A 21,274-nucleotide genomic window follows, 5' to 3' on the forward strand; every position below is an offset into this window, starting at 1 on the left:
CAAAATCCTTATCCCTCTCTCGCTTGTTATAAATTCATACAAATTCACATTCAGCCTCACTCTACAAAAAAAATATTATGAGCAAGAGAGATGAAATAAAGAAGATCTGGCTTGAGTGCTTCGAGGACCCCAGACCATATGTCGACATGTATTTCGATCAGGTCTATCGCGATGACGAGGCGCTTTTGCTGTGCGATCAGTCTGACGCTCCGGTGAGCAGCCTGATGCTCCAGCGTTACCTCATGTCATTCCACGGGTCGGAACCGTCTGTAAGTTATATAGCCGGAGCGGCCACACGGCGCGCACGGCGCGGACAGGGGTTCATGTCACGGTTGATGCAGATGGCTCTTGAAGAATCAGCTTCGCGCGGTGATATGCTGTGCACATTGATTCCGGCCAGTGAGGCTCTTTATTTCTTCTATCGCAGATACGGATTTTCGACTGTGTTTTTCACCAAGGAACAAAGGTTCACAGCGTTCCACTCATTTCCGGTGAGTGGCGAATATCATCTTTTCCCTGAAGAAACGAGCGATGAGGTATGGTGTGCTTTCGACCGTTTCCAGCATCAGCGCAAATGCTATGTGCTTCATTCGAGGCGCGACTTCTACAATATCCTGTCCGATCTGAAGTCTGACGGCGGAAATTTTGTAGTCATGGCCCGCGATGATGAAGACCGTGGCAGCCAGATAGTCTCAATGGCATGGGGCGTGGTTTCAGACGGGTTGTTGCTGGTAAAGGATGTGGTGGGTGAGGACAGCGACAGCCGTGCGGCCGCACTGCGCCAGTTGCGTTGCCTCTACACCGACACTCCGGTGCTTCTCCTCGGACACCCCGACGATTCGATGGGAGGCCGCCTGATGCCTCGCGGAATGGGGCGTCTGGTCAATGTGGAGAAAGCGTTGTCAGCCATCGCTGCTGCAGATCCTGGATTTTCATGCAGCATACGGGTGAGCGACAAGCTGCTGCCGGACTATAACTCGCATACTTTCATTATAAAGAAGGGCTTGTGTGTGACAGATGATTCCTATTGCGGTAAACTTGATTTCGATGTTACAGTCGAAGTTCTCACAGACATCATCTTCAGTTCATCGGCTATAGGCTCGATCATACGCTTCCCCTCGGTACGCCCTATGATAAGCCTGATGCTTGACTGACGGTATTTTAGAAATATTAGAAGTTGTTTAAAAACAACCTCTTAAAACAAAAACAACAGATATGATCATCAATTCAGCCCGTTTTGTAGTCTCTAATCCCACGGTTGGCAAATGTCCCGCCGACACGCGTCACGAATATGCCTTCATAGGCCGAAGTAATGTCGGCAAATCGTCTTTGATCAATATGCTTGCGGGCAACAGAAGTCTTGCCAAGACATCATCGACTCCGGGAAAGACAATGCTGATCAACCACTTTCTGGTCAATGACAGCTGGTATATAGTCGATCTTCCCGGCTATGGCTTCGCACAGCGTGGCAAATCGCAGCGTGAGCAGCTGGAGAAAATGATACGTGGCTATATCCTTAACCGTGCCCAGATGACAAATCTGTTTGTCCTGATCGACTCCCGCCACAAGCCGATGAAGATCGATCTCGAATTTTTCAACTGGCTCGGTGAAAACGGAGTGCCTTTTGCCATCGTGTTTACAAAACTCGATAAACTCGGCACGCAGGCCGGCAAAAGGAATGTGGAGGAATACTGCCGCATTCTGCTGGAAACATGGGAAGAACTGCCGCCGGTGTTCCTGACATCAAGTGAAACCGGTCGCGGGCGAGATGAAATACTCGATTATATCGAGCAACTTAACAGTCTTCCGGTCGGATCTGATACCGGAGAGTGAACCCCGAAGCCTTCCCGGATGTTAAATATACAAAATTAAAATCTTTTGATTATGGATAAGAAAAACGCACAGAAACCGGGAGTGAAGCCTGCCGAAGAATACCGTGGAGTGGACGTCAATGTGTCAGACAATGATAAGGTCACTCCGGAAATGGTCAAGAAAGATGTCAAGGAGCTAAACAATAATCCGCGTAACGACGATATGGACGATATGTAGCCCTGCGGCCTCTGGAAGAGATATTGCAAATAAAAGCGATTTTTCGTAACTTTGTAAGTTAGTAGAAAAATCGCTTTTTGATTGTTGTATGAGACAGATTTTAGCAGTATCTTTTTGCCTTTTAGCAGCAGCCGGGATGTTCGGACAGCCGCTCTGGACCGGCAACATATCCGAAGTTGTCAGAGTGGAGGCTTCTTCGGCATCCGGTCTTGAAGGTGTCTATGTGCTTGACGGCCTTTCGGGCGTCTCGGTGTCCTGCCGGACAACAGAGGAAGAAGCTCCGTCCATACGCTGGTATCGCTATTCCTCTCTTGGTGGTGGTTATGCCGAAGAACTTTCCGACGTCAGAGTAGACGGCGCATCATCTGTACTCACAAAAATCGAAAGCGATATGGGGTATATTGTCGAACATCCTGATGGTCGCAGGGAATGCTTCTGGGTCATAGATTATAACCGCCATCCGTTTTCATTGACTTCGATCGTGCCATCAGCCGAACGTGATTGCCAGCGGATAGCCCTTGATGTGATCGGGATGGGAGAGGAGATGGCCTACTATGGCATCAACGGCCGGCGTTTCACTCTTGATAGGGGAATCCGCCTCAGTTACCATACTCTTACGCCCGATGAAGAAGCTCTGATGTTTCACCAGACAGAGACTGCGGTTGATTTTGCGTCACTTCCGGCAGTAATGCGTGCACCGGCTCCGCTTTGTGCTACGAAATTCACTGTTGAAGGCGACCGTTTCCTGCGCGCATGGGGTCATGCCGAAGAATTTACAAGCGGTTCAGTGGAACCATATGCAGTCAGCGGCCTGACAAAGATCACTCAGAATGTCCGTAGCGCAGATAATGAAGTGGCCCAGAATCCGTCAGGAACGTCGTTCGGCGGATCGGCTCCGTGTGAACTGGAGTTTGAGGCCGCTGTGACTGACGGTGCACTGTTTCATGAATGGCAATTCTCCCGCTACCCTGAATTCGATGATGTCAGTCTGCGTATACAGGACCTGAATTTCGCATATACGTTTAATGACGAAGGTGTCACCTATCTCCGTTTTGTCTGTGCCAATTCAGACGGGTCATGCGAATATACCGGCGAAGTCTACACCGTCTCCATCGGCGCGTCAATGCTTAAATGCCCCAATGCGTTTTCGCCAAACGGCGATGGCGTGAATGACGAATGGAAAGTGAGCTATTCAAGCCTTGTCTCTTTCGAGTGTCACATATTTGACCGTTATGGACATGAAATTACATCATTTACCGATCCTTCTCACGGATGGGACGGGAAATACAAAGGCAAGACCGTTCCGTCCGGTGCATATTTTTATGTCATCAAGGCCAAAGGCTCGGATGGCAGGAATTATGAACTTTCGGGTGACATAAACATTGTTAACTACAAGTAGGCATACAATCAGAATGTGCCTGCAACTGATATAAAACACAATCTGAACAACTTTTTTACCACTTTCTATGAATAACAATAAAAAGCTGTTTCTATATTCGTCAGTAGGTCTCACATTTCTGGCGCTTGTCGCATCATCCGAGCGGATTGCCGCAGTTACTTCTGCTCCTGAAGCTCCGGTAGAGACTCAGACTGCTGAATTCTCGACCGTAGTAAATCCGTCCATTCCGTCATCTGTGACATTTGCCGGAAAGAAAGTGGATCTTGATCCTACCCATATGTGGGAGCGACTTGACCGGGAACTGACAGCCATGACCTATACCCACGGGAATACGTTGCTTGTCATAAAACGAGCAAACCGTTACTTTCCGATATTGGCCCCGATACTGAAGAAAAACGGCATTCCGTCTGACATGATCTATCTCGCGGTCATCGAAAGCACCCTCAATCCGCGGGCCCTTTCTCCGGCAAAAGCCGGAGGTCTGTGGCAGTTGATGCCTGCAACAGGCAAAGAATACGGCCTTGAGGTCAACGAAGATGTTGATGAACGCTATGATCCCGTAAAAGCCACTGAGGCTGCTTCGCGCTATCTGAAAAACGCTTATGCCAAATATGGCAACTGGGAGTCTGTGGCGGCAAGCTACAATGGAGGCATGGCCCGTATTTCAAAGGAGCTCGGATCGCAGCAGGTCGATTCTGCATATGATCTCTATCTTGCCGATGAAACCATGCGCTATATATTCCGTATGCTCGCCATGAAACTTATAATGGAAAACCCATCGGCTTATGGCTTCAATCTGACTGCCGACCAGCTCTATCAGCCTATTGAATACAAAGTGGTGGAGGTTAATACTCCTGTCGATGACTGGGCTGCATGGGCTAAAAAGCAAGGTATAGACTATCTCACTCTGCGCGAACACAATCCGTGGATACGCTCAAAAACACTTCCGAACAAAAGCGGAAAGACATATAAAGTCAGCATACCAATCCGCGATTCCCTTTCACGCTCGCGCCAGAAAGTCAAAGTCTACAATCCGGCGTGGGTGGTGGCAGACTGACACAGGACTCCACGCTTTACTGACTGACCTGCCGTATTTGTAAATAACAGAAATGAGCACAGCAAACAATAACGAAACAACAGAAAATAAGCCGGACCGCGCTTCAGCATCCTCTTTGAGTGTGCTTGGAGCGCGTGTCCACAATCTGAAAAACATAGATGTAGATATTCCCCATAACTCTCTTGCGGTCATCACCGGACTGAGTGGCAGCGGGAAGTCGTCATTGGCTTTCGATACTATTTTCGCCGAAGGCCAGCGCCGTTACATAGAGACTTTCTCTGCCTATGCCAGAAATATGCTCGGTAATCTCGAACGTCCTGACGTTGACAAAATCACAGGCCTTAGTCCGGTGATAGCCATCGAGCAGAAGACTGTCAACAGGAATCCGCGAAGCACCATAGGCACTACAACAGAAGTCTATGACTTTCTCCGTCTGCTCTATTCAAGAGTGGGGACGGCGGTAAGCTATGTCACAGGCGAACCGATGATAAAATATACCAGGGATCAGATTGTCAATCTGATCCTGCAACGATATGACGGGCACAAGATCTATATACTCGCACCTTTGGTAAAGAATCGCAAGGGGCATTACAAGGAACTTTTCGAGCAATTGCGCAAGAAGGGTTTTCTGACTGTGCGCGTAGACGGAGAGCTCCGCGATCTGACGCTCAACATGATGCTTGACCGCTACAAGAATCATGATATAGAGCTTGTGATCGATCGGCTGAAAGTCTCGGCCAAAGATCTTACCCGGCTTGAATCAACCGTTGCCGATGCCCTGCGCCAAGGTGAGCGCCAGGTGATGATCTATGATGTAGAAGATGACTCTGCTGCCTATTTCTCCCAGACTCTCATGGACCCGGCCAGCGGAATCTCATACCGTGAGCCTGCGCCCCACAACTTTTCATTCAACTCTCCGCTCGGAGCCTGCCCCTGCTGCAAGGGGCTTGGTTATGTCAATATAGTAGACCGCAACAAAATCATCCCCAATCCCTCACTTTCGATCCATGAAGGAGCCATATTGCCGCTCGGCAAGTACAAGAATTCCGTAATATTCTGGCAGATCGACGCAATATGCAAAAAATACGGATGTACGATAAAGACTCCGGTCAAGGATCTCCCTGAAGAAGCTGTCGGCGAGATTCTTAACGGCACCAACGAGCGCCTTGTGATTGAAAATGACACAATGGCCACATACAATTATTTCAACACCTATGAAGGTCTTGTGAAGTATATCGAGATGCAGCAGGGCGACGATGCCTCCGCGGCTGCTCGCAAGTGGAGCGAGGGTTTCTTCTCGCGGGCAGAATGTCCGGAGTGCAAGGGAGACCGCCTGAACCGGGAGGCGCTTCACTTCTTCATAGACGGGAAGAACATAGCCCAGCTTTGCCGCCTTGACATTTCGGATCTCTATGAATGGTCAAAGGATGTCGAGTCAAGGCTGTCGCCGACCCAGGCAATCATAGCGCGTGAGATCATGAAAGAGATCCGCTCAAGGCTGAAATTCCTCGTGGACGTAGGTCTGGACTATCTGCAGCTCAACCGCGCTTCTGCCACACTTTCAGGAGGCGAAAGCCAGCGCATCAGGCTTGCCACACAGCTTGGCTCGCAACTTGTCAATGTGCTTTACATCCTTGACGAACCGTCAATCGGACTGCATCAGCGTGACAACCGCCGGCTGATCGACTCGCTCAAGCAGCTTCGCGATGCGTCAAATTCCATCCTTGTGGTGGAGCATGACAAGGATATCATGCTTGATGCCGACTATATAGTGGACATCGGTCCGAAGGCCGGCCGAAAAGGTGGAGAAGTAGTCTTTGCCGGAACTCCGGCTGAAATGCTTTCAACGGATACTCTTACGGCAAACTATCTTAATGGCAAACTGTCGATTCCTCTCAGAGACAAGCCCAGGAAGGGCAACGGGCAGAAACTCGTTTTGCGCGGAGCCAAGGGTAACAATCTCAAGAATGTCACTCTTACACTCCCGCTCGGCCGTTTCATATGCGTGTCAGGCGTTTCGGGAAGCGGGAAGTCCTCGCTGATCAATTCAACGCTGCAGCCTATACTGAGTCAGAAATTCTTTCGTTCGCAGACAGCGCCACTGCCTTATGACAAAATTGAAGGACTTGAAAATATCGACAAGGTAGTCACTGTCGATCAGTCTCCTTTGGGGAAATCGCCGCGCTCTAATCCCGCTACATATACGGGGGTGTTCACGGCCATACGCGATCTATATGCATCGCTGTCAGAAGCCAAGATCAGAGGCTATCGTCCGGGGCGTTTCTCTTTCAATGTGGCCGGCGGACGTTGTGAGACTTGTTCAGGAAACGGCTACAAAACTATAGAGATGAACTTCCTGCCGGATGTGCTTGTGCCTTGCGAGACCTGCGGCGGAAAGCGCTACAACCGCGAGACGCTTGAAGTGCGTTTCAAGGGGAAGTCGATCGCTGATGTTCTTGACATGACGATAAACCAGGCAGTAGAGTTTTTTGCCGGAATTCCTGCGATTCTGAACAAGATTCAGGTCTTGCGCGATATCGGGCTCGGTTATATCAAGCTCGGCCAACCGTCATCCACACTGTCGGGCGGTGAAAATCAGCGAGTGAAACTTGCCACAGAACTTTCACGCCGTGACACCGGAAAGACTCTTTTCATACTTGACGAGCCTACCACAGGCCTGCACTTTGACGATATAAGAGTGTTGCTATCGGTGTTAAACAGGCTTGTAGACAAAGGGAATACCGTGCTTGTCATCGAGCATAATCTCGATGTGGTATGTGCGGCCGACCATGTTATTGACATGGGCCCCGGAGGTGGTAAAAACGGCGGTCATATCATTACCACCGGCACTCCCGCGCAGGTTGCAAAGTTTGATTCTCCGACGGCGCCTTTTATCCGCGAGGTGCTTGAAGGAGTGCAAAAGGATCGGTCAGACAGCAAACGCTAACGACTATAGAGCGGCTTGATCCGCTGGCGGACAGCCCGTTTGCGCTCCTGCTGGATCTGTCTGCGCATACGGCGGTTCAGAATGGGGCGCTCTTCCTCTTCAGGCTCGGTTGACTCTGATTCAGAAGATGCTGTATTGCCGTTATTGTCCATCGGTCTGCTGGTTTCGTCTTTGCCGGAGGAAGCGGCGGTCGGCTGTCCGGATTTGCGTTTTGATGAAATTTCTCTGGCACGTTGAGATCGCCTGATGGCTTTGTCGATTTCGGGGCGAAGCAGATTGAACATCAGCAGAACGGAAGGATCTGCATATTCAGCCGGTTCAGCTCCGCAGGTGATATAGGAGTCTACAGTCGCGATGGCTTCTTCGATTAATGACGGGCGGTTCAGGCTGAATGAAAATCTGATGCGGTCGCAGATTTCAGAATAAAATTTTCTGGAAACGGGGAGTGATGACTTTTTCATAAGTACGGAGTGTTTTTTTGTGCAAATTTAGCTTATGAAAAAGCCGATTTAGTGCGATAATGCGGGAAGGTAAAAATAATCACCGGCATCCTTGCCGGAGCCTTTGTAGAAAGGCCCTGTCGGGGATGCCGGTGATCAGACTTCTTGTGAGAAGTGAGAGAATGAGTTTTTAGCGCTGGGCGTGGTAGGAGAATACCTTGATTTTGCCGTTGTCAATGTAATAGGCGGAATTGGAATCATTGGCATTCTGCTGCTGGGCTGCGTTGGTGTTCGGCCTGTTGACGCGCATATTGTGTCTGCGGTCACCTTTTTTACCGTTTTTATGCTTGGCCTGTGCCATTTTGCCGTGACGGGGGCCACCCTTCAATGCCTGATCAACATAGTTGTTTTCAAGGAACTGCACATATTGCTCAGGTGTCAGGATGTTCTTTACCTTGGCAAGATAATCGCGGCGGTTCTGGATCATTTTCTGCCGGTTTTCAGCCCGTTTGGCCTGCTTTTCAGCCTTGGCCTGAGCTTTGTCTTTTTTCTCTGCTTTATCTTTGCAGCAGTCTTTCTTTGGAGCAATGGACTGGAGTTCGGTTTTCTGCTGTTCCGTCAGGTTCAGACCTTCGAATGGATTTGGGCGGACAGCTTTGTTTGCTTTGCCTGCTTTGGTACATTCGGTCTTGGGGTTGTCGCATGTCTGAGTGTTTGCGGGTGACTGTGCAGTGGCGGTAATGCCTAAGGTTGATGCCAGGATGATTGCTACGCTTAAAAGAGTCTTTTTCATTGTTGTCTTATTTATTATTATTGTTTTTAAACGACCTCTAAAAGCCGTTGCCGGCCAATCGTTTTTGGTGCGATTTATTCTTATGACAACTGTGGCCGGATATGGTTTAATGCGTAATTGCTTGATTTAACAAAGTTTGTAACAATGGTTAAATTCTATGTGGATATGGCCTCAGATCTGGAATTGTCGAAGAGAAACAGTGTATTGGTCGAGAGTTATTTGACATTTAAGCGGAAAAATGCTAATTTTGCACTTGTATAGCCTCGATTGGCAGTAAACTTATTTTAATTAGCATGAAAACAATAGGCAAATTACTATTTATAAGCTCATTGGCTCTTACAGCGTCATGCGGGAGCGGCAATAAGTGGCATCTTGAAGGACGCATTGACGGGCTTGGTGAAAATGATCTTGTTGTTCTTGAAGGCAATAACCAGGGCTACTGGTATCCGATGGACACTATTGAGATCAAAGGAAACGGATCGTTCAGCTACAGCCGTGACGCGCAAGGCTACCCCGATATTTATCGTCTGCGGATAGGGGAGAAGTCTCTCTATTTCCCGATTGACAGCATCGAGACTCTCAAAATCACGGCTCAGGCTCCTGATATCGACACAAACCATAGCCTTTCAGGAACTCCTCAGGCAGCGAATCTCGAACATGTCGACAGCCTGCTCAGAGCGGAAACAGCATCCGGCAATGTGCAGTCCGTCACCTCTAATGCAGATCTCAAACGCGAACTCGGCAAAATGATTCTCGCCGATCCTGCCGGTATAGTACCTTATTATATTATAAGCAAGCGGGTGGGCGGCCAGCCTCTGTTCAATCCTGCCGTGAAGGAAGACCTGCGCATTATCGGCGCTGTGGCCAACGCGTTCAACGAGCAGCGCCCATCTGATCCGCGCACAACCTATCTGCGCAATCTCTTCATCAGCAACCGCCCGAAATCAGGGAAAGTCAATGAAGAGAATGTGGCGTATGCAAATGAAGTCCGCGCATTTGATATCAATCTTTTTGACAATGAAGGGAAGAAGCATTCTCTGCTTGATCTCACATCGAAAGGCAATGTGGTTATTCTGAATTTCACCGCCTACACTGCCGAAGATTCGCCTGCGTTCAACGTGATGCTCAACAATGTCTATCAGAAATATCATCAGCAGGGACTTGAAATATTCCAGGTGGCATTTGACAGCGATGAATATGCCTGGAAGCAGACAGCAAAGAACCTGCCCTGGATTACGGTGCTCAACGGCGCTGCTGATGGCGACAAGGCTCTCCGTGACTACAATGTCGGCTCTCTTCCCGCCGTTTTTATTTTCGACCGCAACGGAGATGTGGTCGAGCGTGTGACAGACATGAGCACTCTTGATTCTTCAGTGGCCCGCCGCCTCTGAACGAATAATGACTGACACTTAGAAACGTATAGCGACATATAGCGACTGGGTTGAAAACATTTTATCGGATTCTGCGCTTTATTCTTGTGATAATATTAGTATTGCCGGTGGCAGTACCGCTGATTCTGTATGTTGCCCTCAGTCTCCCGTCAGTCCAGGGCAGCATAGCCCGGACAGCAGAAAAAGAACTCACCGGACTTCTGGGAACAGAAGTTTCGGTGGGTTCGGTGTCTATAGCACCTTTCAACCGGGTGGTACTTTCTGACGTAGGTGTGAAGGATCCGAGAGGGGAGACGGCTTTGCAGATCGGCCATCTTGGCGCCGGGATCAAGCTTTTTGAAGGGCTGTGGAACCGCCGTATTGTAATCACATATGTAGAGATCATAGACCTTGATCTGAATCTTTACCGCCAGTCGCGTCAGACACCGCTCAACATCCAGCCGATCATAGACCGGTTTAAGAAGGATGAAGACAACGGCCCGTCGAAGTTTGATCTGGCCGTAAATCTGCTTGTCATCCGCCGTTCCGGCCTGACGTATGATGTGCGTGATGCGGCACCTGCAGACTCCGGACGTTTTGACCCGGCACACATAAGAGTAGACGGTCTTAGAGCCGACCTTTGTGCGCCGAGGATTTCAGACAGCCGGATTGAAGTGGAAATCAAGCGCATGGCAGCTGCTGAAAAGAGCGGACTTGCGCTGAAAGAATTGAGAGCCGATGTTTTGGCCGACATGGAAAGTCTGACAATTGAAAATCTGGCTGTCGAACTGAACAACTCCCGCCTTGCGCTCAATGATCTGACGCTTCAGTCTCCTCTTGGCGGAGGATTTGATCTAAAGAATGCGCTGCGTTCGCCTGTGGAGACTCTGTCTGAAACCTATCTGACATTGTCAGATCTCAGCCCGTTTGTCAGAGGACTTGAAGATATTGACGTCAGGGTAGATGTGGAGATTGAAACTTCAGGTAGAGCAGACAGCATCAGCCTCGAACATTTCGATCTGTATATTCCCGAAAGTCAGGCACATCTGAGCGCTCATGGACTGATAAAGGGCCTTCTCCATGCCAAAGATTCCTTGTCAGTGGATCTCCGCAGGCTCAATGTCAGGACCTCGGTGCCAAAGGCTCTGGATTATCTGTCAAAGCCGGCCAGCCCGCTCAATCATCTTTACAGAAAACTCTCGGCCCTGGCTCCATTAGGCGATATAAATCTGCTTGGCGATCTATCGCTTACCCCAGAGTCAATAGACTTTAACGGAGCTCTGGACACAGATTGCGGAAACATCGACATTGACTGCGGAATATTCAAAAACCGAACAGGCGGGCCGCTTGAACTGGACGGCGTGATATCATCAATGGCCTTTATGCCATCCGAACTTCACAAGTCATTGGCTCCGTTGAGCAATATTGCATTTGATGCAAAAGCCGATCTTGTCATTTCGGGCAGTCGCAATATAAAAGGCATAGCAGAGCTGTCGGTCCCGGAATTGACATGGAACGGTACTGATTTTGCGGATATTAATGCCAATGCCGATTTTCGAGGCAACAGCGTTGATGCGACTGTAAGATCATCTTCTCCGGCGCTTGATTTTTCGGTGTCAGGTGGCGCTGAACTGAGCGGAACAATGCCTTTGACTGAACTCTATGCTCAGGTCAATAACATCTCGCTCGATCCATTTGTGAAAGGTGGCAGACTGAAAGGTGATCTTTCGTTTGAATTCGACGGATCTGTGCGTGGACGTAATCCGGATGTGATCAACGGATGGATAAAAGTGTCGGATTTCAGATTTTCCGGACGAAATGACAAGTCACTTTCGATTCCACGGCTTGAACTCGATGCCCACACCGGCGATTCGGCAAGAAGCATTATGCTGCGCAGTCCGCAGGTCGATGCGGATCTGTCGGGCCATTTCAGCCTCAGGAATATAGCCAATGATGTCAAGGCGGTTATAGCAAAAGTCTACCCGGCTCTTTTGCCTGCTGACAGTTGTAGGGAAATATCTGAATTTCAGTATGATCTTGATCTTAGAATTAAGGAAGATTCCACAATAAGCAAGTTTCTGGGGCTTCCGGCAGACATAATATATCCCATCTCAGTACGTTCGTTCGGACGTGGTGGAGAGACGGCCTCGGTAGGGCTTGATATTGATGCCCCATATTTGCGAAACAAGGACAAACTTATAGAGGGAACGAGGCTGTCGGTGATGCTTGACGCTATCAGCAAGCATTCTGACGTGACTGCCCACACATCTTTTCCGACCAAAAACGGAATGCTTGATCTCCGGATCGGGTCTGAGGGCTCTGTCGATTCACTCGGCACTTCGATTCTTTGGAAAATAGACCGAGAGGAAGACTATCATGGCAATTTTGATTTCGCCACATTGTTCAGCCGCAGTGAAGATAGCAAAGATCTGCTGACTGATATTTCAGTTGCGACATCGCAAATGGTATTCAACGATTCATCCTGGACAGTGAATCCGGCATTGGTTCATGTCATGCCCGGCAGAATCTCCGTCGAGGGGCTCGGCGGCCATAGAGCCGGACAGTCTCTGAATATTCATGGCGTGGCATCGGCTGACTCGATAGACCGTCTGATCGTAGACCTTGATGCCATAGACATCGACTATATATTCGACTCTCTCAATATGAGCGATGCCGTTCAGTTCGGAGGTAGGGCCACAGGTAGTTTCTATGGCATGAAGCTTCTGTCGGGTGATCCGGTGCTTTATACTCCCCGCCTTAAGGTGGAGGGCCTGAAGTATAACGGCTGTGTGATGGGTGACGGTGACATCCGCAGCTATTGGGACAATGGAAACAAGGCCGTCCGCATTATGGCGGAAATAGTTGGCGGCGGAGGCTCAAAATCGGAAGTCGACGGAGTTATCAAACCGATGAGTTCAGAATTGGATTTCACGTTTAAGGCTGATCGTGCGCCGGTAGGATTCATGGAGCCTTTCATGGCTGCTTTCACATCGAAAGTCACAGGAGAGGTCAGTGGCGAGGCCCGGCTTTACGGGACCTTCAAGGATCTGGATCTGTATGGCGATATCTATGCAAAAGATCTCAGCCTGAAACTTGATTTTACGAATACAACTTACACCACTACTGACAGTGTGCACCTGCGGCCGGGCATGATCAGTTTTGACAACGTGCGTCTGACTGACTGCAACGGCAAGACTGCAAAGCTTAACGGCTATGTGGCCCACAAGTATTTCCATGATCCGACTTTCCGTTTCGATATCACTGATGCCCGTGATTTTCTTGTCTATGACATCAATGAGAATCAGACGGAAGATCCCTGGTTCGGCCTTATCTACGGCAATGGCAAGGCTTCGGTCAGCGGAGTGCCTGGACGCGTGGATATAAATGTTGCTATGTCTACGGCCGAGCAGTCGACATTCTCATTTGTGATGAGCGATGCGGAGCAGGCCATCGACTATCAGTTTATCACTCTGCGTGACAAAAACAAGGCCTACAAGGATTCCATCGCCGCGTTGGACCCCACACCGCTTATAGTCCGTCAGCTACGCGAGCGCATACGCCGACAGGAAGAGCAGACATCGTCAGACTATGCCATGACCTTTGACGTAGGCATCAATCCGTCAGTGGCAGTTAATCTTATTATGGACCCGGTGGGCGGTGACAAAATCACGGCTTATGGCAGCGGACAGTTGCGTATGTCCTATAATAGTTCTGACGGTGACCTGCGCATGTATGGTGACTATAAGATCAACCACGGCACCTACAATTTCACTTTGCAGGACCTCATCATAAAGGAATTCAAAATACGTGAAGGCAGCAAGATCACCTTCCTCGGAGATCCTTACAGTGCTCTGCTTGACATCACGGCCTCTTACTCTGTAAATGCCAATCTCAGCGATCTTGACGAATCTTTCCTTGAAGACCGCGAACTGAACCGTACGAGTGTGCCTGTCGATGCACTGATGATGGTGCGAGGTGACATCCGTCAGCCGGAAATCACTTTCGACCTGGACTTCCCGACGCTGACTCGTGATACCTACAGGAAGGTTCGCTCTATCGTGTCGACTGAAGACATGATGAACCGCCAGATCATCTACCTGCTTGCTCTCAACAAATTCTATACGCCTGACTATATGACGGCCACCCACGGTAACGAACTGGTGTCTGTGGCATCTTCTACTATCTCCTCGCGTCTCAGTTCAATGCTCGGTCAGCTAAGTGACAACTGGAGCATCGCGCCGGCCATCCGCAGCGACCGCGGAGATTTTTCAGACGTGGAAGTCGAAGTGGCTCTGTCAAGCCATCTGCTCAATAACCGTCTGCTTCTCAACGGCAACTTCGGGTATCGCGACAATTCGATGAACAACAACAGTTTCATCGGAGATTTCGACATACGTTATCTGCTTAACCGTGCGGGCACCATACAGCTTAAGGCCTATAACCGATATAACGATCAGAACTATTATCTCAAGAGTGCTCTTACCACTCAGGGAGTGGGTATAGTGTTCAAACGCGATTTCGATAACATCTTCTCCTTCCTGAAACCCAAAAAGAAAGCAAAGAAAAAAGACCGGGAGGATGATCAGTCGGATTCTCCGGCTCCTGCCGATGCGGCGAAAAAGGAGGAATCAGATTCTGAAAAAAGCGGGGAATAGGTGTAACTAAATCTCCGCTTTTATCGTCTAATTAGCATAGCACGGCATAAGATTGCAATGAAAGTCATATAAAAGAATCACAATAATCACATTTATGAGAAAAAGTATCATTTCACTGGCTCTGTTTGCCGCAGGTTCGCTTGGCATGGCGGCAGCGCCGTTGTGGCTCCGGAATGTTGCCATATCTCCGGATGGCACAACGATTGCCTTTACATATAAAGGCAACATTTTTACCGTCCCGGCAAAAGGCGGCGATGCCCGGCAGCTGACCTCAGGAGGCAGTTATAATTCATTGCCGGTCTGGAGCCCTGACGGCAAAAAGATCGCATTTAACAGCGACCGTGAGGGCTCGTTGGATATCTTTGTGGTCGACAGCAAAGGCGGTGTGCCCAAGCGTCTGACTACCCATTCAGGCAATGAGACTCCGCTTGCGTTCAAAGACAACAGTCATGTGGTGTTCAGCACAAGTGACATGCCCTTGGCAAGTGCGGCCCAGGCATCGTTCACACAGCAAGTCTACACCGTAGACCTTGACGGCGGTCGTCCTGAAATGATGGTGTCACTGACCATGCCCGCGCTTAGCATCAGCCGCGACGGACGTGTGCTCTATCAGGACCGCAAAGGGGTAGAGAATATCTGGAGAAAGCATGAACGTTCATCCGGGACGGCTGATATATGGCTCATGGATAAGGACGGCAAGCATATCAAGCTGACTGATTTCAACGGGCATGACATGAACCCCGTCTGGTCAAATGACGGCCAGTTCTATTTCATCAGCGAGGAAGACGGAACCCTCAACGTCTACAAGCGTTCAGTCGACGGAACTCAGAAAAAGCAGCTCACAAAATTCAAGACACATCCTGTGCGTTCTCTTTCGGCATCTTCCGACGGGCGGCTCGCCTTCAGCTGGAACGGAGAGATATATACTATGGATGAGGCAGGTAAACCATCTAAGGTGGAAGTCAATATCATCAGTGATGACTATGCCTCGCCGGCTGAGAAATCGGTGCGCCGTTCGGGAGCTTCATCTTTTGCCGTGTCTCCTGACGGTGAGCTTATAGCATTCGTGCTCCGTGGCGATGTATATGTGACTTCGACTGAATACAATACCACCCGCCGCATCACTGACACTCCTGCCCAGGAACGAGCTGTGGATTTCGCTCCTGACGGCCGCAGTCTTGTCTACGACAGCGAGCGCAACGGTCTGTGGCAGCTGTTTACCACTGAGATCAAGGACCCTGATGAAAAATCGCTGCTCTATGCTACCGATCTTGTTGAGAAGCCACTCTATAAGAGCGACAAGCCCGCATTTTTCCCGGCCTACAGCCCCGATGGCAAGAAAGTGGCATTCCTTGAAGACCGTACGACTCTCCGCGTGATGGATCTCAAGAACAAAAAGGTGACCACTGCGCTTGAAGGAAAGTATAATTACAGTTATGCCGACGGCGATACCGGATTTGAATGGAGTCCCGACAGCCGCTGGCTGCTGACCAACTATATCGGTATCGGTGGCTGGAACAATGCCGACATCGCGCTTGTGAAAGCTGATGGCAGCGAGGTTGTCAATCTCACCGAAAGCGGCTACAGTAACGATGCTCCGCAGTGGGTGCTCGGAGGCAAGGCCGTCGCATACACTACCAGCAAATATGGCTACAAGAGTCATGGCAGCTGGGGCAATGAAAGCGATATAGTCCTCATGTTCCTCGATGGAGAGGCTTATGACCGCTTCCGCATGACCGAAGAGGAGCTTAAGCTCGCTGACAAGGAAAAAGCAGATAAGGAGAAAAAAGAAAAGAGCGCCAAAAAAGATGGCTCAAAGAAGGATTCAAAGAAAAAATCCAAGAAAGATGACGGCAAGAAAGACAGTGCCAAAAAGGATTCTGTAAAGAAAGATGATCCCGAACCGCTTGTCCTTGACACCGAGAACCGCCGTTACCGCATGGAGCGTCTGACCGGCTCTTCAGCACGTCTTGGCTCTTACTACGTATCGCCGAAGGCCGACAAACTCTACTATGTGGCCACCAGCCCTGACGGCCGTTCTCTTTACGAGCGTAATCTGAAGGAAGGCGGCACTCGCGTACTTGTCAAAGGTCTGAGCGGATGGGGTATGATTCCTGATAAGAAGGGTGCCAATGTGTTCGTTATGGACCGTTCCGGCATCAAGAAGGTTAATCTTGCAAGCGGCAAGGCTACCCCGGTTTCCTATGAAGCGGAATACACCCGCCGTCCGTCAGAAGAACGCGAGTACATCTATGACCATATGTGGCGTCAGGTTCTTGACAAGTTCCATGACAAGAAAATGCACGGCACTGACTGGAATCTTTACAAAAAAGAATATGCCAGGTTCCTGCCTCACATCAACAACGGCTATGATTTTGCAATTCTTCTCAGTGAGATCCTCGGTGAGCTGAATGCTTCACATACCGGCGGCAGCTATTCAGGCGGCAGCGGACGGTCGGTGCTTCCTACAGCCTCACTCGGAGCATTCTATGATGAATCATTCAAGGGTGACGGTCTGAAGATACTTGAAATCGTCAAACGCGGTCCGCTATCCGACAAGAGCCTTGGTCTGGAGCCGGGCGATGTGATCCTTTCGATCAACGATTCGATTATCCGTGCAGGCAAAGACTATTTCCCGATGCTTGAAGGAAAGGCCGGGAAAAAAGTCAAACTTGAAATCAAGAAAGCCAAAGGAGGCAGAAAGACAGTCTATGTCAAGCCCATCGGCGGCAGTGCAGTCAAAGATCTGCTCTACACCCGCTGGGTTGAACGCAACGAACGCATTGTCGACAGCGTGTCCGAAGGTCGCATCGCTTATGTCCATGTAAGAGCTATGAACGGGCCAAGTTTCAATGAAGTCTATGACCGTCTGCTCGGCAAATACCGCAATTGCGATGCCGTAGTGGTCGATACCCGTCACAACGGAGGTGGCTGGCTCCATAACGATATTGCCATCCTTCTCAACGGCAAGAAATACGTAACCCACAGCCCGCGCGGCCAGTTCATCGGCACCGATCCTTTCTCGCAGTGGTGCAAGCCCTCGGCTATGCTTGTCGACGAAAGCAACTACAGCGATGCTCACGGCACCCCATACGTTTATCAGACTCTAAAAATCGGCGATGTCATCGGCGCTCCTATACCGGGAACAATGACAGCCGTATGGTGGGAAACCCAGATTGACCCGACAATCGTGTTCGGCATTCCGGAAGTCACCTCGCTTGACGGCAACGGAGAAATGCTCGAAAACAAGCAGCTCAACCCGGATATCGAGATCTACAACAATCCTGCCGACGTTCTACACGGCCATGACGAACAGCTCATCGGCGCAACCAAGCACCTGATGAAGAAAACCGCCAAAAAGTAATATACTTTCGTCCCCACATTAAAAAGAGGCTGTCTGACAATGAAAGTTAGGCAGTCTCTTTTTATTGTTTTGGAATTTGTTTAAATCATGACTTTATTGGGGTGATGCGGCGGGTGGGGCGGTTGTCTATGATCAGGGGGACGTTCTCGATGGTGACGTTGCTGGTGTCGAGGCCGAAGGCTTCGGCTGCGTCCATTTCCATGTGGCGCAGGAGCGAATGGAGGTTCATCAGGCGTTTGTCTGAAGCATCACACTGGCTCGACTGTGAAAAGAGGCGGTGGATGATGATGAAGCTGAAATCTCCGGTGATGCCGTGGCGGCGTAGGGAGGTGTAGCTGCTTGTGAGATCGATTTCACCTGAAGCCACGAGGTCTTCGATGGCCTGGCGCAGGTATACGCTCACTTGCGGGCGGATGCGGAATCCGATGCGGAATTTGAAACTGATGAGGGTGCCGGGAATGAGCACGGTAGGCTCATATTCGAGAGTGTCAGGAGCATCGGTGAACTCTACGCGGACAATCCAGTAGTGGTCGGCGCGTTTCGGGCGTTTGTTTATGATGGAGTAAATCAATTTGCTTTCCACCTCGTCGGCGCTGCGTGATCGGCTGAGATAGACGAGATTCGAGGAGTATTTCGGTATTTCGCTGTCAGCCTTGATGTCGGAAATAATGTCCGTGTAGTCGGCAAAGCGGTAATATTCTATGAATTTGCCGCGGATCAGAGTGGCTTTGTACCATACGATCATCACCGAGCAGACTATGCCGGCTATGAGCACAGTGAACCAGCCGCCATGCATGAATTTAAACATGTTGGCCACAAAAAAGGCTCCTTCGATCAGCAGGAATGTCAGGGTGAAGAGCGCCACGATCCATCGTCTGACTCCTTTTAGATGGAGATAGAAGGCGAGGAGTATGGTGGTCATCAGCATGGTTATGGTGATGGCCAGTCCGTAGGCGGCTTCCATGTGCGAAGATGTGCGGAAGAGCAGGATGGTAAGCACACAGCCAATGAAGAGTGCGAAGTTGATCAGGGGGATGTATAACTGTCCTTTGATCGTGGATGGGTATTTGATGCGCTGCCTTGGCCAGAAATCAAGACTCATGGCCTCGCTGAATATGGTAAACGAACCGCTCAGGAGTGCCTGGCTTGCGATAATGGCCGCTCCTGTGCTGATCAGGATTCCGGCCGGGAGAAACCAGCGGGGCATGATGGCATAGAAAGGATTGAGGCTGGCCGTGTAGCTTTCGGCCTGTGCGATCAGCCATGCGCCCTGGCCGAGGTAGTTAAGTATGAGCATTGTCTTGATGAAGGCCCAGCTGTAGGTGATGTTCTTGCGTCCGCAGTGGCCGAGATCCGAGTAGAGGGCCTCGGCTCCTGTGGCACACAGAAAAACAGCTCCGAGTATCAGAAACCACCCCGGATAGTCGATCAGAAGTTTCACTGCATACCAGGGATTGAACGCTTTGAGAATGGGCCAATGGGCAGGCATCTGGCATATGCCGAGAATGCCGAGCATAAGAAACCAGCCAAGCATGAAGGGCCCGAAAAAGTTGCCGATGGTCTTGGTGCCGAGTCTTTGGACAAGAAAAATTCCTGAGATGATGACAAGGACTATAGGAAGGATCGGGGCCTGTGGCTGAATGTCGCGCAGACCTTCTACGGCAGATGTCACGGTCATGGCCGGTGTGATCACTCCGTCGGCTATAAGAGCGCTTGCCCCTATGGCTGCAAGAACATAGAGCCAGCGGTGTCGCAGATTTTTGAGCAGGGAGTAGAGAGCAAGGATTCCGCCCTCGCCTTTATTGTCGGCGCGGAGTGCTATGATGACGTATTTGAGTGTGGTCTGCAGGGTGAGAGTCCAGATTACGCATGACACAGCTCCTATGATATAGTCGGCTCCGGCATGGGGGTTGGCTCCCATGATGGCCTTCATGACGTAGAGCGGCGAGGTGCCGATGTCGCCGAATACGATGCCGATTGTTACGAGCAGTGCGGAAAAGGAAACTTTGTGAATATCAGGACTGGCAGTTGCGGATGATGTAGACATAGGCGATGTTGCGGATTGGACTGATTGTTTTTTATGAAGTACGTGAGATCAGCACGGCGACATAGGCTATATAGCCCAGCGTGAGCACTGCTCCCTCGGCGCGGGTGATTGTGCGCTGTCTGAAGAACCATCCGAAAATCCAGAAGAGCAGGCTTGCTCCTGTGAGCACAAGCAGATCGAGGTTTCCGATGTCGCCGAAGCGCAGAGGTCTTACGGTAGCCGTAACGCCGAGAACCATGAAAATGTTGAAAATATTGCTTCCAATGACATTGCCGAGCGCTATCCCGGTTTTACCTTTGAGTGCGGCAGTGATAGATGTGGCAAGTTCAGGGAGCGAAGTGCCTGCGGCTACTATGGTCAGACCGATTATAGCATCGCTGACGCCGATCGCCGAAGCTATGCCCGATGCACCTGCCACAAAGCGGTCACCGCCATAGATCAGAGCCGCAAGACCGCCTATGATCCATGTGACGGCTTTCCACAGCGGCATTTCCTTTACCGGGGTCACGGAATTCGATGTCTGTTCCGGTTGCGGAGCGGCTTTGGCCTGCGAGAAAGTGTAGCGCATGAAGATCGCGAAAAAGAGCAGCAGAAGGATACCGTCGACACGCGATATGGCCGGTGCGGAATCTCCGTCGAGCAGCGGACCGTTGCCGATGGCAAGCAGCGCAAGGGCCGAAAGAATTACGAGCGGAATTTCATTGGTCATGATGCTGCGCTCGATCCGTATGGGAGAGAACAGGGCGGTGACACCTATAATTACAAGAACGTTGAAAATATTACTGCCGACCACGTTGCCGACGGCCATCTCAGCGCTACCGTTGAGCGCTGAGATGAAACTGATTGTAAGTTCCGGAGCGGAGGTGCCGAAGGCCACGATGGTAAGACCGATCACAAGATCGCTGACTCCCCACCTGCGGGCTATGGCCGAAGCTCCGTCGGTAAGGGCGTTGGCCCCTACAAGAATGAGCACAAGGCCTAACAGAAGAAAAATGATGTTGAGAAACATAGTCTGTCGGAAAATAAATAGTGAAACGTGAAACCGGCACGTTGATTCCATATGCCTTTAGCCTTGAAACAAACCGCCGGGGGTGATTGTTGATTTAGTGGTGCAAAGATACTCAATTATGGGCATTCAGGTGCATGAAAAGCT

13 protein-coding genes are annotated in these 21,274 nt (G+C 50.2%); 9 read left to right on the forward strand and 4 right to left on the reverse strand.

Going from position 1 to position 21,274, the window contains the following annotated elements; all coding sequences use genetic code 11:
* The first annotated feature begins 77 nt into the window (after positions 1–77).
* The 6 genes from C5O23_RS02480 (at position 78) to uvrA (ending at position 7,452) form a co-directional block, all read left to right on the forward strand.
* Positions 78–1,154, forward strand: coding sequence for a GNAT family N-acetyltransferase (locus tag C5O23_RS02480; protein ID WP_107031376.1), 1,077 nt, complete (start codon positions 78–80; stop codon positions 1,152–1,154).
* Positions 1,155–1,215: 61 nt separating this feature from the next.
* Positions 1,216–1,833, forward strand: coding sequence for a ribosome biogenesis GTP-binding protein YihA/YsxC (gene yihA / locus C5O23_RS02485; protein ID WP_107031377.1), 618 nt, complete (start codon positions 1,216–1,218; stop codon positions 1,831–1,833).
* A 51-nt stretch (positions 1,834–1,884) separates the two neighbouring features.
* Positions 1,885–2,049, forward strand: coding sequence for a hypothetical protein (locus C5O23_RS14275; protein ID WP_160631154.1), 165 nt, complete (start codon positions 1,885–1,887; stop codon positions 2,047–2,049).
* Between the two features lie 88 nt (positions 2,050–2,137).
* A complete protein-coding gene (locus tag C5O23_RS02490; RefSeq protein WP_107031378.1) occupies positions 2,138–3,448 on the forward strand; it encodes a gliding motility-associated C-terminal domain-containing protein in 1,311 nt (436 codons plus the stop codon).
* A gap of 67 nt (positions 3,449–3,515) precedes the next feature.
* Positions 3,516–4,505 (forward strand): lytic transglycosylase domain-containing protein, encoded by a 990-nt coding sequence (locus C5O23_RS02495; protein WP_107031379.1) that lies wholly within the window; start codon positions 3,516–3,518, stop codon positions 4,503–4,505.
* Positions 4,506–4,557: 52 nt separating this feature from the next.
* Positions 4,558–7,452 carry an excinuclease ABC subunit UvrA gene (gene uvrA, locus C5O23_RS02500; RefSeq protein WP_107031380.1) on the forward strand — a complete coding sequence of 965 codons (2,895 nt, stop codon included), beginning with the start codon at positions 4,558–4,560 and terminating at the stop codon, positions 7,450–7,452.
* Here the strand turns inward: uvrA and C5O23_RS02505 are convergent.
* Positions 7,449–7,913: a hypothetical protein gene (locus C5O23_RS02505; protein WP_107031381.1), complete on the reverse strand. Its 465-nt coding sequence runs from the start codon at positions 7,911–7,913 to the stop codon at positions 7,449–7,451. The genes uvrA and C5O23_RS02505 overlap by 4 nt on opposite strands.
* A 169-nt stretch (positions 7,914–8,082) precedes the next feature.
* Positions 8,083–8,685 carry a Spy/CpxP family protein refolding chaperone gene (locus C5O23_RS02510; protein ID WP_107031382.1) on the reverse strand — a complete coding sequence of 201 codons (603 nt, stop codon included), beginning with the start codon at positions 8,683–8,685 and terminating at the stop codon, positions 8,083–8,085.
* A gap of 293 nt (positions 8,686–8,978) precedes the next feature.
* Here C5O23_RS02510 and C5O23_RS02515 point away from each other — a divergent pair, with 293 nt between their 5' ends.
* From C5O23_RS02515 to C5O23_RS02525, 3 genes are all read left to right on the forward strand, one after another.
* Positions 8,979–10,076 (forward strand): TlpA disulfide reductase family protein, encoded by a 1,098-nt coding sequence (locus C5O23_RS02515; RefSeq protein ID WP_107031383.1) that lies wholly within the window; start codon positions 8,979–8,981, stop codon positions 10,074–10,076.
* A gap of 50 nt (positions 10,077–10,126) precedes the next feature.
* Positions 10,127–14,710: a translocation/assembly module TamB domain-containing protein gene (locus tag C5O23_RS02520; RefSeq protein WP_153062491.1), complete on the forward strand. Its 4,584-nt coding sequence runs from the start codon at positions 10,127–10,129 to the stop codon at positions 14,708–14,710.
* A gap of 94 nt (positions 14,711–14,804) precedes the next feature.
* The gene (locus C5O23_RS02525; protein WP_107031385.1) at positions 14,805–18,074 is read left to right on the forward strand and encodes a S41 family peptidase; all 3,270 of its coding nucleotides are present in this window, start codon (positions 14,805–14,807) and stop codon (positions 18,072–18,074) included.
* A gap of 85 nt (positions 18,075–18,159) precedes the next feature.
* Here C5O23_RS02525 and C5O23_RS02530 read toward each other — a convergent pair whose 3' ends face one another.
* Both C5O23_RS02530 and C5O23_RS02535 read right to left on the reverse strand, forming a co-directional pair.
* Entirely contained in the window at positions 18,160–20,121 is a 1,962-nt protein-coding gene (locus tag C5O23_RS02530) for a KUP/HAK/KT family potassium transporter (protein WP_107031386.1), read from the reverse strand.
* A 31-nt stretch (positions 20,122–20,152) separates the two neighbouring features.
* Entirely contained in the window at positions 20,153–21,130 is a 978-nt protein-coding gene (locus tag C5O23_RS02535) for a calcium/sodium antiporter (protein ID WP_107031387.1), read from the reverse strand.
* Between the last annotated feature and the right edge of the window lie 144 nt (positions 21,131–21,274).

The sequence above is a fragment of the Duncaniella muris genome (genome assembly GCF_003024805.1).
GTDB classification, from domain to species: domain Bacteria; phylum Bacteroidota; class Bacteroidia; order Bacteroidales; family Muribaculaceae; genus Duncaniella; species Duncaniella muris.

Coding starts and splice junctions, on each gene's coding strand:
- C5O23_RS02515 (WP_107031383.1), top strand. CDS start 8,979: ATGAAAACAATAGGCAAATTACTATTTATAAGCTCATTGGCTCTTACA.
- C5O23_RS02525 (WP_107031385.1), top strand. CDS start 14,805: ATGAGAAAAAGTATCATTTCACTGGCTCTGTTTGCCGCAGGTTCGCTT.
- uvrA (WP_107031380.1), top strand. CDS start 4,558: ATGAGCACAGCAAACAATAACGAAACAACAGAAAATAAGCCGGACCGC.
- C5O23_RS02490 (WP_107031378.1), top strand. CDS start 2,138: ATGAGACAGATTTTAGCAGTATCTTTTTGCCTTTTAGCAGCAGCCGGG.
- C5O23_RS02505 (WP_107031381.1), bottom strand. CDS start 7,913: ATGAAAAAGTCATCACTCCCCGTTTCCAGAAAATTTTATTCTGAAATC.
- C5O23_RS02480 (WP_107031376.1), top strand. CDS start 78: ATGAGCAAGAGAGATGAAATAAAGAAGATCTGGCTTGAGTGCTTCGAG.
- C5O23_RS02510 (WP_107031382.1), bottom strand. CDS start 8,685: ATGAAAAAGACTCTTTTAAGCGTAGCAATCATCCTGGCATCAACCTTA.
- yihA (WP_107031377.1), top strand. CDS start 1,216: ATGATCATCAATTCAGCCCGTTTTGTAGTCTCTAATCCCACGGTTGGC.
- C5O23_RS02535 (WP_107031387.1), bottom strand. CDS start 21,130: ATGTTTCTCAACATCATTTTTCTTCTGTTAGGCCTTGTGCTCATTCTT.
- C5O23_RS02495 (WP_107031379.1), top strand. CDS start 3,516: ATGAATAACAATAAAAAGCTGTTTCTATATTCGTCAGTAGGTCTCACA.
- C5O23_RS14275 (WP_160631154.1), top strand. CDS start 1,885: ATGGATAAGAAAAACGCACAGAAACCGGGAGTGAAGCCTGCCGAAGAA.
- C5O23_RS02530 (WP_107031386.1), bottom strand. CDS start 20,121: ATGTCTACATCATCCGCAACTGCCAGTCCTGATATTCACAAAGTTTCC.